The 12,009-nt window shown below is 60.2% G+C and carries 11 protein-coding genes and 1 pseudogene; 5 read left to right on the top strand and 7 right to left on the bottom strand.

Annotation, left to right across the window (positions count from 1 at the left end; all coding sequences use genetic code 11):
• Positions 1-106: 106 nt before the first annotated feature.
• Positions 107-1,438 (bottom strand): Na+/H+ antiporter NhaC family protein, encoded by a 1,332-nt coding sequence (locus B3527_RS16315; RefSeq protein ID WP_290480496.1) that lies wholly within the window; start codon positions 1,436-1,438, stop codon positions 107-109.
• Positions 1,439-2,312: 874 nt separating this feature from the next.
• Between B3527_RS16315 and B3527_RS16310 the strand changes: the two genes are divergently transcribed.
• Together B3527_RS16310 and B3527_RS16305 are read left to right on the top strand one after the other, a co-directional pair.
• Complete coding sequence (locus tag B3527_RS16310; RefSeq protein WP_290480497.1) at positions 2,313-3,287, top strand: endonuclease/exonuclease/phosphatase family protein; 975 nt, start codon at positions 2,313-2,315, stop codon at positions 3,285-3,287.
• A gap of 57 nt (positions 3,288-3,344) precedes the next feature.
• Entirely contained in the window at positions 3,345-5,507 is a 2,163-nt protein-coding gene (locus B3527_RS16305; protein WP_290488391.1) for a caspase family protein, read from the top strand.
• Positions 5,508-5,579: 72 nt separating this feature from the next.
• On the opposite strand, the gene B3527_RS16300 is transcribed toward B3527_RS16305, so the two are convergent.
• Positions 5,580-6,194, bottom strand: a complete 615-nt coding sequence (locus B3527_RS16300; RefSeq protein WP_290480500.1) for a hypothetical protein — start codon at positions 6,192-6,194, stop codon at positions 5,580-5,582.
• A 91-nt stretch (positions 6,195-6,285) separates the two neighbouring features.
• Positions 6,286-7,122 carry an ABC transporter permease gene (locus B3527_RS16295; RefSeq protein ID WP_206992134.1) on the bottom strand — a complete coding sequence of 279 codons (837 nt, stop codon included), beginning with the start codon at positions 7,120-7,122 and terminating at the stop codon, positions 6,286-6,288.
• 275 nt (positions 7,123-7,397) lie between these two features.
• Between B3527_RS16295 and B3527_RS16290 the strand changes: the two genes are divergently transcribed.
• The 3 genes from B3527_RS16290 to B3527_RS16280 all read left to right on the top strand — a co-directional run bounded on the left by B3527_RS16290 (position 7,398) and on the right by B3527_RS16280 (position 9,602).
• Positions 7,398-7,922, top strand: coding sequence for a GcrA family cell cycle regulator (locus B3527_RS16290; protein ID WP_034817126.1), 525 nt, complete (start codon positions 7,398-7,400; stop codon positions 7,920-7,922).
• 116 nt (positions 7,923-8,038) lie between these two features.
• Positions 8,039-9,379, top strand: a complete 1,341-nt coding sequence (locus B3527_RS16285; RefSeq protein ID WP_290480501.1) for an ATP-dependent DNA helicase — start codon at positions 8,039-8,041, stop codon at positions 9,377-9,379.
• 85 nt (positions 9,380-9,464) lie between these two features.
• Positions 9,465-9,602, top strand: a complete 138-nt coding sequence (locus tag B3527_RS16280; protein ID WP_156947946.1) for a hypothetical protein — start codon at positions 9,465-9,467, stop codon at positions 9,600-9,602.
• Here B3527_RS16280 and B3527_RS16275 read toward each other — a convergent pair.
• From B3527_RS16275 to B3527_RS16260, 4 genes and pseudogenes are all read right to left on the bottom strand, one after another.
• Positions 9,599-9,829 (bottom strand): hypothetical protein, encoded by a 231-nt coding sequence (locus B3527_RS16275; RefSeq protein ID WP_242517457.1) that lies wholly within the window; start codon positions 9,827-9,829, stop codon positions 9,599-9,601. The genes B3527_RS16280 and B3527_RS16275 overlap by 4 nt on opposite strands.
• A gap of 98 nt (positions 9,830-9,927) precedes the next feature.
• Positions 9,928-10,119 carry a hypothetical protein gene (locus B3527_RS16270; RefSeq protein WP_034817120.1) on the bottom strand — a complete coding sequence of 64 codons (192 nt, stop codon included), beginning with the start codon at positions 10,117-10,119 and terminating at the stop codon, positions 9,928-9,930.
• Positions 10,120-10,281: 162 nt separating this feature from the next.
• Complete coding sequence (gene dut, locus B3527_RS16265; protein WP_290480502.1) at positions 10,282-10,737, bottom strand: dUTP diphosphatase; 456 nt, start codon at positions 10,735-10,737, stop codon at positions 10,282-10,284.
• 56 nt (positions 10,738-10,793) lie between these two features.
• A pseudogene (locus B3527_RS16260) lies at positions 10,794-12,009 on the bottom strand (hypothetical protein); the annotation flags it as partial.

Raw genomic sequence — 12,009 nt, 5'->3', positions numbered from 1 at the left:
CCGGACATGGCCCAGAGTTCTGGACCGGTTCTGGGCCAGTTCGGTACCATTTACGGACAGTTTATGGGCTCTTTATGGGCCAGATTCGGGGCCCGAACGGCGCGCCTTATCCCCCGGTCACCGCGCCCGCTATCAGATACAGGATCACCGCAATTCCGCCCGTCACCAGCGCATAGGGCATCTGGGTACGGACATGGTCAATATGATCACAGCCCGCCGCCAGAGAGGCGATGATCGTCGTGTCGGAAATCGGCGAGCAATGGTCGCCAAACACGCCGCCACCCAGCACCGCCGCCAGCACCAGCGAAGGCGGCAGGCCCAGCGCGGCCGCCAGCGGCATGGCGATGGGGATCATGATGCCATACGTGCCCCAGCTCGTGCCGGTCATGAAAGCGGTGACGCCCGCCACGACGAACAGCACCGCTGGCACGATGATGGGCGAGACAAATTGCGCCGCGACGCCTGACAGGAACGCGCCCGTGCCGAGCACGCGCAGGCTGTCGCCCAGCGCAATCGACAGGAACAGGATCGTCACCACGGGCAGCATTTCGGCGATGCCGGCAAAGCCCCGTTCCTGCAGTCCACCCTTGGGAAACGCCTTGCCCAGCGCCAGCAGCACGGCCGCGACCAGCATGGCCAGGCAGATCGCCCACAGGATCGACTGGCTGCCGCTGCCGGCCAGTATGTTGCCGCCGCCCGTCCAGGCCATGAAACCCAGCGCGCCGAGGATCATCACGGCCAGCGGCAGCCACATGTAGATCGCGCGGGTCGGGGCGATGGGTTCCTCGTCTTCGGCCAGCACGCCGCGGCCCTGCCCGGCGGTCTTCATCGGGCCGAAGACGCGGCCTGTGAACACGGTGAAATAGACGCCGACCAGTGTCAGCAGGGCATAGAAATTCCACGGGATCGTGCCGGCCACGACGCCGATCGGGCTCTCGAAGCCGAACGGCTCGACCAGGCCCAGCGCATAGGCGCCCCAGCCATTCAGCAGGATCAGTGTGCTCACCGGCGCCGACGTGGAGTCGATGATATAGGCCAGCCGCTCCCGGCTCAGCCCATGCGCGTCGAACAGGCGCTGGCCCAATACCCCACTGCTGAGCAAGCTGACATTGGTCTCCACAAAAATAACCGTCCCCGCAACCGCCGGCGCGAGGGCCGCGCGGCGCGGGGTCGAGGCGAGGCCGCGCTTCATCAGGCCACTGACCAGCGCCTCGACGCCGCCGGAATCGCGCATCCATGCGATCAGCGCGCCGATCAGCAGGCAAAACAGCAGGACGCGCGTATTGCCCGTGCTCTCGAACACACCGACCGCACGGTCGATCGCGCCCAGTGCGCCCATGCCGGGATGGAAGCTGGCGATCAGCGTCTCCGAAGCCAGCAAGGCGAGCCCCAGCGCAGCATAGACATTGCGCGTCACCAGCGCGACGAGGATCGCCAATACCGGCGGCAATACAGTCAGGATTTCCAGGGCCCAGCCTCCTTGTGTGCAAGCCCCTCACCTAAGCGCATTCGCCGCCCGATGCCCAGCGCCCTGCGTGCATCGAGAGGTGCAAGCCGGGATGTGACGCAGAAATGCGCGGATTCAGGCCGCCATCACAAAACTGTGAAATTCTCCTCAGAAGGGACTCGACTCATGCCCGTTTTTGGGGAATCATTTCGGTAAGCCAACGACATCCAGGCGGGAGCAGACCCGCTTCAGGAACGGTGGCAAGTACGTCGCCCTCGCAGGAAGGGCCAGGCCAGAAGCAAGGTTGTGAGAGCAGCGGCGCAAAGGGTTTGGAAGGACCGCGAGACAAAGCAGGCGATGTCTTCGATCAGGGGAGCTAGACCCCGGAGCGAAGGGCTGTGAGGCGTGACCGGAGCGCGATCCGAAACACGTGACCAAAGGAAAATCCCTTGGGATTACCGGCGGTTAGGTCAGAACAGCACGTAATTCGCCCGTGCGATTACATGTCTGAAACTGATCCGGGAGACGGCCTTGGGCGCATGCCCGCTCGCAAGAATGTGGCGGCGACCAGACCGGATCCTGACAAAGGGCAAAAGAAAAGGCCCGCTTCCGCGAGCCTGATCTGGAACCCGGTGTCCATCGAGGACCGACAACGAGTGCATGCACAGTGTCTCGGTAGTCTGATTCGAAACACCAGAGAAGGTGTGATCGTCCGCGATCACACCTTTTTTGCGCCCGGTGAAATTCAATTTTCGCGCCTCAGGCGAACTCGCGCACAGTCATGCCCGCAACCTCCCCTGCCCTTCACGCGTAACTTCAGCGAACCCACCCAGAAACCCCGCTATACCCGAAAGGCCCCTTCACCATGCTCGCCCTGATCGAACCCGTCTTCGGCCTGATCGGCGCATGGGGTCTGTTCGCCGCCATCGCGCCGAAGTTGCGCACGGAAATCTGGTGGATGCGTGTCTGGGTCTATGGTCGTCTTCAAACCTGCCTTGTTCTCCTCGCTGCAGCTGCCCTCTACATCTCACTCTACCCTGCCGCCGAACTCGGCAATGCCAGCCTGCTGATGGCCTATGCCGTCGCCTTCCTCATCTGCGCCGCAGACATTCAGCCTTACCTACCGGGCCGCAAACGCGAACTGCGCCGCACGAAAGCAGGTGCCAACGGTACGCCGCTCTCAATTCTGCTGATAAATGTGCTGCAGGAGAATGAGGACCACACCGCCGTCATTTCCCGCATTCGCGACAGCCATGCCGATGTTCTCTTCCTGTCAGAAACCAATGCGCGCTGGCGCGATGCATTGTCCGACCTCGAAAAGGACTATCCCCACACCTACCTTTTGGACAAGGAAGACCATAACGGCCTTCTGTTCTATTCACGCTACCCGATCAATCAGGCCCAGGAACGCTATTTCTGTCAGGATCACGTGCCGTCACTCACGATGGACATCGACATGGCTGGTAGTGAGGTGCGTCTTTATTGCATCCACCCACGCCCGCCACGCCCCCGCGACGACACACAGCATCTTGATGACGAGTTGATGATCGTCGCCGATGAATTGCGCGAGCAGGAGCGACCTGCTCTGGTGATCGGCGATTTCAACGAAGTCGGCTGGTCCTGGATGGTGCGGGAGTTCAAGCAACATGCCGGCCTTTGCGATCCCAAGCGTGGACGTGGTCTCTACAATTCCTATGGCGCGAAAAACCCTTTCCTGGCTTGGCCGCTGGACCACGCCTTTGTGACACGGGACTTCGACCTCGTGACCATCCGGCGCCTTCGCCCATGCGGATCAGATCACTATCCAATGCTTTATGGTTTTCAACTGCGGTCGGTTTGATTGGCATCCCTCTGATTACTGTGTAGGTTCTGCTTAACCATAAACAGGGGGATGGTGATGCGGCCAGTTACACTCACTATCAGCTTGATGGTCTTGGCGACCATCCTCGTCGGGTGCGAGACCTCGGAGACCGCTCAACGCGCGCCCGCCTCAGTTGAAGTCGTCACGCCCGACCCCGGTCCATCAGAGCGGCAGGAGATGCCCACAGCGGCCCCTTACCGTCCGGAGCAAAAACCTCCTCGCCCCACCGCACCGCCACCTCCGCCACCTCCGCCACCTCCGCCACCTCCGCCACCTCCGCCACCTCCGCCACCTCCGCCACCGGCGATGGTCGAAGACGAGCCCGACTGGTCAACAGGATATGGCGAATATGGAGATGCCGGATCCGAGTGGGGCTATTCCGACGAAGAAGACGCCTACGAAAATGAAGCCTCGGCACCGGCTGATGAAATCGACGATATTCGTGAGCTGTACGCAGATGATCCCGCCATGCTTGAGTTGCTCGCAGCCCTTGAGGAAGGAGATTTCTCGGATCTTGAAGCCACCGCGGCGGGTCCGGGCTATTCCGAAACCTGCCAAGCGGAGATTTCCGCACCCCGGACCTTGCTCGTTACCTGTACGGATATGAATGCCGAGACGTTTACGCAGGCCACCCATCGCATCGATGGCGACCTCATTACCACGCTGGATGCGCTCGCCATTGATCTTGCAGGAGACGGTTATGAAGTCGGCATCGTCGAAAAGCCGCTTTGTTTCTGGAGCGAGACCGTGACGCTGGACGACGCCCAACTCATACGGCCGTGCCCAGAATGGGACTATCGATATTCAGAACTCGCAGCCGAAGCGGCGAACGATTTCGACAGTGGCCGCATCGCCCACCATGCGCCGGAACAGATGGTGCTCGGCCAGCCCTATTTCCTCGAAGTTGCCATCCAGCCTCTTCAGCGCAACACGAGTGAAGCCGAAGTGGATGAATCGCTACGTGGCATTATGGGCACGGGCCTTGCGCCAGGCAGCTCAGAAAGTGCCATGTCGCACCGCTTTGACACCGTCCGCGCAAGCCAGGTGATGACGGCCTCGGCTTCCGGCGAGGGTTACGACTTCGTCGCCACCACACCTTCTGAGCAGCCTGTCTTGCCTGGGTCGCCAACGCTCTGGCAGTGGCAGGTCACGCCACGGCAGGCTGGAACGCCCAACCTGACCTTCACCGTATCGGAAACTGTCGACGTGAATGGCGAACGGTTTGCCCGCGCCGTGAAAACCATACCACTCTCAATCAAGGTCACATCGATTGAAGAATTGCTGGTCGATCCGGGGCCGGTTGCTGAAGCAACCTCAGTCGCAAGTCGCTCCCCTGCGCCTGAAGCTGACATGGCCTCCACCCTCAGCGGCGCAAATACACTGTTGGCGCCCACCAACGCATCAAACCCGTCAACGCTTTCCAGCCCCGCCGATATTGCCAACGCGGCGACCGGCCTGTTGCCCGACACCGAGATCGCAGGCTGCACATGGGTCGCCGGCCCGAATGCGGACCGTCAGGCAATGGTGCTCAGCAATCTGGCCTATACGCCCCCTGTCAGTCGCCTGACTGTGACCCATGACGATGGCGACCGGATCACCGCGGCACTGACTGGCGTCGGCTTCTCGGTCCTGCAATGCGAAGATCTCGGCCAACGCCAGACGGTTCGCGCGTTGAGTCTGCTCGGCCGCATGGCCAAGGCACGCAAGGATGCAGGAGCCTATCCGGTCACCTTCTTCTATTATTCGGGTCATGGCGTGAACGTCGACGGTACGAACTTCATCTTGCCGACCGATATTCCCGGCGCGTCACCGGACGACATTCGCGACTTTGGCGTCAGTTTTGAACAGATCTTCAACCGTGTCTCGACCACAGTCGCACCGACTTCGTTCATCGTCTTTGACGCCTGCCGAACGGTAATGGATGATCAGAGCCGTGGCCTCATGCGAGCCTACAGCCCGGTCGGCTGGGCGTCCGGCGTGTTCCAGGCCTTTGCAACGGAACCCGGCAAGACAGCCGCTGATGACGGAGTCTATTCAGAAGAACTCTCCGCCCTCATCAGCACCCTCGATGATCCGGCCAATGTCGTGTTCAAGCGTGTCCAGGATGCCGTCGCTGCTCGCACTGGACAGAAACAGCGCCCCATCTACACCGATGGTACAACGGGTGGCGACTTTTACTTCGTTCAGGACAGCAACTGAGCAATGGAGCGCAAGAAAGAAGCCGCCGGAACACGGTTCCGGCGGCTCTGAAGTTCAATCTGACAGTCTGCGTTACGGGCTGACCGGCACCGGCTCTTTCGGAGCTTCCGGCTGAGGCGGCTGCGGTGGGACCTCATTCTCGATCAGCGTGTCTTCCGGCTGCGGCGCCGACCCGGACACCGCACAGCAGCGAACCTGCATTTCCAGCACGCGGCTGTTGAAGCGGCACTGCTCGTCATTGATCTCTCGCAGGATAGACATGCCCCCTGCCCGATAGGTGTAGCGGGTTTGCGTGCAGCTGGTCAGCGCATAGCCGGGCCGGCAGGAACCCGTGTCGGAATTCTGTATGGTGCGGGTTTCGCACTGGACTTCCTTGCCATTAGCCTCTTCGGCCAGCGCCATCGCCGCGTCCGCGCGCGCTCTCGCCGCATCTGCGCTTGCCTGGGCTCGCGCAGCCGCCTCCGTGGCGCTATCCGCCATGTTCCGAGCCTGTGACAGACGCATATCAGTATCGGCCAGCGCGGTGCTGTTGCCGTCGATTTCCATTTTCAGTTTGCAAACAGCCTCGTCGACCTTGTCCGGATTGGCGCAATATTCGCCGACTGTCTGTTCAGCCGGCATCATCTGGCACCCCGCCAGAAGTGCCGTTGCAGCAATCGCAACTGCGAGGAATTTCCCACTACCCATGATTTTCTCCAATTCTTTCCCCTGCCGGGATTTCCGGCATTCAAGGGGGACGGAACTGGAGCGTCAATGCTGCTCCCGCCTGAGGGGAGTCTTAGGCTTTCAGCTTGTAGCCCGACCGAAACATGAGCCAGACAGCGAATATGCCTGCAACAGACAGCAATCCCGTTACCCAGACCCCAACAATCACGGAGCTGTTAGCAACGCCCAGGAAACCATACCGAAACCCGTCAATCATGTAGAAGAAAGGGTCCAGCAGAGCCATTGTGTAGAAGGGTTCCGACATGACCTTGATGTCGTAAAACGTGCCCGACAGGAATGTGAGCGGTACGATCACGAAATTGGTCACGGCAGACAAGTGGTCGAATTTGTCGGCCCAGATCCCACCGATGGCACCTAGTGCGCCAAGCGCGATCGCAGATGTGATGCTGAACCACAGGATTGGCCAGACATGCGCCACGCTAAGATCAGCAAGGCCGCTGAGTTGGATGCCGATGGCGGAAATAAAGGCGACGAGCAGGCCGCGCACAACCGATCCGCCGATAAAGCCGATGGTCAGCTCCATGGGGGAAAGCGGCGGCATCAGGAAGTCGACATAGGTGGAATTGAACTTCGCCTGCACGAGGCTGGAACTTGTGTTCTGAAACGCATTCTGCAGGATCGCCATGACAATCAGGCCAGGTGCGAGAAACTCGATATAACTCAGCCCCTCGAAATCACCCGTCAGCCGACCGCGCTCGCCGAAGGCCAGCTTGAAAACCGTCATGAAAAGAAGTGTCGTAACGACCGGCGCAAACACGGTTTGCATCCACACTTTCAGGAAGCGGCCGATCTCGCGCTTGAACAGGGTCCAGAGTCCCAACCCGTTCATTTTGCCATACTGGCGGACAAGGCGATGGGCGGAGGTCTGGTCAGCAGCTGTATCGGTCATGCGCAGTATCTAGGCGTCTTTGCTTGAGTCTGCGAGGGGCAAGACGCGGAAAAACTTCGGAAATTTGGCTGCCTCGCTTTTGTCCACAGGCTGATGCAGTTAACCACAATATGTAGAAAGCCTGTGGAAAGCCTGCGCTGCATGTTGTGTTTCGTTTCGCTGCTGATACGATATCTAGGTGCTGAGCGGATGACGTGTATCAAGTCATCTCAATATATAGGGGCTGATAGATCGTAAGTGTTAACGATCTTGAACCGAGCTGGGAGACATCAACCATGTCCTGGACCGAAGAACGGGTAAGCGTGCTGAAGAAACTCTGGGCGGAAGGCCATTCGGCTTCCCAGATTGCCAAACAGCTGGGCGGGGTCACTCGCAATGCTGTTATCGGCAAAGTCCATCGCCTGGGCCTGTCGGGTCGCGCGACACCATCCCGCCCGGTAAAGCGCCCCCCACGGCTGGCCCGTCCGAAGCCGCGCGTGTTGCCTGATGGCAGCGTCAAGGTGGCAACCCCGGCAACTCCGGAGACCGCGGCTCCGCGCCCGGTAGAGCGCACAGAAGTGATGGCGCCGCTGCCGCCGCTGCAACAGGCTGACGGGGAACCCGCATCGATCCTCACGCTGCGCGACTCCATGTGCAAATGGCCGATTGGGGATCCAGCCGATCCGAAATTCGCTTTCTGCGGACGCAAATCTGATTGCGGTCCATACTGTTCCGAACATGCGAAAGTGGCGTTCCAGCCCGCACGCAAACGGGACAGCCGCAAAGGCGCCTATGATTATGTCCGCCGTATTGCCGGCTAAACCCGGCACGCATTCTTATGGCTGACTGGAAGCCCCCGAAGTGTTTCTTCGGGGGCTTTTCCACTCCCGGCAGGGCCACCCTCGCCTTCCGCGCAAAACGCCGTTAAGCCAGACACGTGACCACCGAAACCACCCCCGACACCATCTATGCCACGCCCGCAAACTGGGTCGCCACCGGCACCGGCGCACAGGGCAATCTGTTCCTCACTGGCCGCGCAGGTACTGGCAAGACCACGATGTTGCGCAAGTTCCTGGCAGGCGCGGGCGAGAAGGCCATCGTGCTGGCTCCCACGGGTGTGGCGGCCATGAATGCCGGCGGGCAGACGATCCATTCCTTCTTCAAATTCCCACCACGCCTGATCGAGCCCACGGACATCAAGCGGCTGCGCTCGACACGGCTGGTCAAGGCCATCGACACGATGATCATAGACGAGATCTCGATGGTCCGGTCTGACATGCTGGATGCCATCGACAAAAGCCTGAAGCTAAACCGCGCCTCCAAACGGCCCTTTGGCGGCGTGCGCATGATCCTGTCGGGCGACCTGCACCAGCTGCCTCCGGTTGTCTCGGGCCAGGAAGCGCCGATCCTGCGTGAGCGCTATGGCGGAAGCTATTTCTTCAACGCACCTGCCTTCAAAGATGCCGAATTCTCCCTGCTGGCCCTCAAACATGTGTTTCGGCAGGCCGAACCTCGCTTCCTCGCCTTGTTGGGCGCGCTGCGCACCGGACGGGTCACGCCAAATGACGAGGCCGTGTTGCGCGGACTGGTCAGCACGAGATCTGCTGTCGAAGCCTCTGAAACCCATGTTGTCCTGACGCCCAACAATGCCAATGCCTACCGTATCAACCAGGCCCGGCTCGAAGGCTTGAATACACGATCGCAAACATTTGAGGCTGACGTGCAGGGCCAGTTCGATGAGAAGGCCTATCCGACCGAAGCCGACCTCGAACTGAAGGAAGGCGCGCGGGTGATGCTGATCAAGAATGATCCCGAAGGGCGCTGGGTGAATGGGACTCTGGCCACAGTCGCCGGGTTTTCCGGAACCCGCGTAATTGTCGAGATCGACGATCATGTCTACGAAATCGAACCGACGGCCTGGGAAAAATACCGCTACGAATTGGACCCCGAAACCAAAACAGTGAAGCGCGAAGTGGTCGGCACATTCAAACAGATGCCGCTGCGCCTTGCCTATGCCGTGACCATCCACAAGGCACAGGGCCTGACGCTCGACAAGGTCTTCATCGATTTCGATTCAGGTATGTTCGCCCACGGACAAGCCTATGTCGCCTTTTCGCGTGCACGATCTCTAGATGGCTTGTCGATCAGTCGCGAGCTGCGTCCGCGAGACCTCGTGCTGGACCGGGAGGCTTTCGCTTTCGGCAAGCTCGACACGATCGAAGATACCGATGCCTATCTGCTCGCACGCTTCGCTAAGGCCGATGGCGCCCTGATTTAGGCCATTCCGAGGCATTAACCTTTCACACACAATGACGCCGCATTCTGATCATCTCTTATACTCCGCAACAAGAGAAAGACACGTCATGAATGCCATCATTGAACGCCGTCAGCGTCGCTGCCTGCTCAGGCGCGACATGGGCGCAGCAAGCGAACGCAAGACGCTGTCACAGGTGGCTGCACAAAGACGGCGTATGCGCATCCCCGGCGGCGGCGGCAACTAGGCCAGCTTGCGAATTTCGTCGGACAGCTGACGCTCCTGATCGGTTACGATCTTTTCCAGAACCCGAACACGTTCCTTCAACCGGTCGACCTCACCGAGGACGCGCCGGATGTCTTCGTCCGCGCCCTTGTCGGATTTGGCGTTGGCTTTCAGTTTCAGATAGTTGTTCACCACACCTGCGCCGACTGAAATCAGCACAATGAGGACGACCATGACAATCGGGTCCATTCGGTAACTCCCCTTTGTATCGTTTTTCGATATATACAATTCAGGCAAATCTTACAAGAAAATTTGCCACCTGTCGCGGACTGGAACTTGGCCAGGTCTTAGCGGAGGCCATCGATCTCGCGACGCAAACGACGATCCCGGTCGAGAATGATGGCTTCCAGCGTGCGCACACGCTCGGCCAGATTCGCGATCTGATCGGCATCTGGTGACGCTTCAGGCGGGCGGGACTTCCCGGACCGCGCGAGTGAGACGATCACCAGAACAAAGACAAGAAAGACTAGGAAAGACAATGAGAGGCTCCTTTTCTGACAAGACGTTGGTACGAAAGTCAGTCGTTTGGAGCTCCCCGTCTGTTAGATGGATCCGCAATTCGGCGAATGCACCGCTCTCCTGAACTTATCGATATTCAATATGTAAGGAGGGGTGAACACATGTTCAAGAAGAAACCCGGATTATCTTCCGGTTGAGCCAAATCCGCCGGCGCCGCGGTCCGTCTCGTCCAGCGCGCCCACTTCTATCCATGCCAGTTGCGTGACCGGCGCAAGAACCAGTTGGGCAATGCGTTCGCCGCGCTGGATGGTAAAGGCATCCTGTCCGAGATTGATCAGGATCACCTTGATCTCACCGCGATAATCGCTGTCGATCGTGCCGGGCGTGTTTAAACAGGTCAGGCCATGCTTGGCTGCGAGGCCGGAGCGCGGGCGCACCTGAATTTCATAGCCTTGCGGAATGGCCACTGACAGGCCGGTCGGGATCATCGCCCGCTCACCCGCCTGCAGCAGGATTGGTTCTTCCTGCGAAACAGCCGCGCGGACATCCATGCCGGCTGAGCCGATGGTTTCATAGGCTGGCAGGTCGAGCCCCTCAAAATGGGGCAGCGGGCAGACGGAGACAGTAACCTTGTTCATACCCTGAGCCGTTGGCGGAGTCGCATATTCGAGTCAAGCAGATAGGGCTGCGGGCGCTAGTCTTCGTCCTGATGCGCCTCAAAGACCTCGTCTTCCCACTCCGTCGTGTCGCCGCGCATCAGCTGATCGTGCTGGCGCTCGGACTCCGGCTTGCGGTCCATGAAGATCGTGTTGTCGATCCCGTCCAATGTGGTTTTCGGAATGCCGTCATTGCGTTTCAGGAAGCTCTCAAACGCGGAATCATCCGGCAGGGTTGAGCGCAGCTGGCCGTCATAGGTGCCGTCGAGCCGGTTCTGCTCGTCCCGGTCGAGGCCGGCATTGGCGGCGTCCTTATAGGCTTGTTTGGTGGCATCGAGATCGCAATTGGCCTTGAGTCGCTGTTCTTCGGTGAGCTTGTGGCAGAGTAGCGCGCCAAGCGCGCCGCCCCCTCCCCCGGCCGTAGCTGGCGGCAGGGAAAACTCGATGCCCGGCACGCGCACGGGGGGCGGGCGTCCAAAAGGTTGGGGCCTGGCAAAAGGCTGCGCCGTGGTGGCAGGCTGTTGCACGGGTGTCGCAAGGGTCTGCAGCGGCGCATCAGATGGTTCCGGCAGGATCATCGCTTCGTCCGGGTCAGGTTCCAGCTCCGCGACATCGGGCAGGTCTACCTCGGGCACCGGTTCAGGCTGAGGCTCCAGTTCGAGCGGCGCTTCCGCAACAGGCTCCATTTCGGGGTCAGGCTCAACCACCGGGTCAGGCACAGGTGGTAGCGTTTCCTCAACGGGTTCTATTTCAGGCTCAATCTCCTCGACGAGGTCTTCCGGAATCTCTTCAGGCTGTTCGTCGGGAATACTTTCAGGCAGATCCTCAACCGATTCATCGGGAGTCGTTTCGAGCAATTCCTCAGGCAAGACTTCGGCCTCAAGGTCCGGCTCGGCGTCTTCAAAGGGAGCTTCCAGCGTGTCCGGAAGCTCGTCTGGCAGCTCCTCCGGGTCTTCCATGGCCGGTTCTTCGGGGATGTCTTCGACCGGCAGGCCTGGCTGAGGATCCGGCAGCACCTCCTCCTCTACGGCAAGCGGCAAGGGCTCCGGCTCAGGGATCGGATCGTCGATGACGAGGTCCACCGGCGCTTCGGGCGGCGGCAGAGCCTCTTCCATGACCAATGCCGATTCCGGGATCGGCTCAGGATCCGGCTGGGGCAACGGTTCCGGGTACGGTTCGGGGAGAGGTTCGGGCTCGATGTCCGGCAGCGGCTCCGGCGGCAATTCCGCAACGGGCTCTGGCTCTGGCTCTGGC

This window comes from Hyphomonas sp. UBA4505 (assembly GCF_002388685.1).
In the GTDB taxonomy this organism is placed as follows: domain Bacteria; phylum Pseudomonadota; class Alphaproteobacteria; order Caulobacterales; family Hyphomonadaceae; genus Hyphomonas.
Note: the sequence above shows the minus strand (reverse complement) of the source record. Positions and strands in the feature narration are given on the sequence as shown.

Coding starts and splice junctions, on each gene's coding strand:
- B3527_RS16310 (WP_290480497.1), top strand. CDS start 2,313: ATGCTCGCCCTGATCGAACCCGTCTTCGGCCTGATCGGCGCATGGGGT.
- B3527_RS16305 (WP_290488391.1), top strand. CDS start 3,345: ATGCGGCCAGTTACACTCACTATCAGCTTGATGGTCTTGGCGACCATC.
- B3527_RS16300 (WP_290480500.1), bottom strand. CDS start 6,194: ATGGGTAGTGGGAAATTCCTCGCAGTTGCGATTGCTGCAACGGCACTT.
- B3527_RS16295 (WP_206992134.1), bottom strand. CDS start 7,122: ATGACCGATACAGCTGCTGACCAGACCTCCGCCCATCGCCTTGTCCGC.
- B3527_RS16290 (WP_034817126.1), top strand. CDS start 7,398: ATGTCCTGGACCGAAGAACGGGTAAGCGTGCTGAAGAAACTCTGGGCG.
- B3527_RS16280 (WP_156947946.1), top strand. CDS start 9,465: ATGAATGCCATCATTGAACGCCGTCAGCGTCGCTGCCTGCTCAGGCGC.
- B3527_RS16275 (WP_242517457.1), bottom strand. CDS start 9,829: ATGGACCCGATTGTCATGGTCGTCCTCATTGTGCTGATTTCAGTCGGC.
- dut (WP_290480502.1), bottom strand. CDS start 10,737: ATGAACAAGGTTACTGTCTCCGTCTGCCCGCTGCCCCATTTTGAGGGG.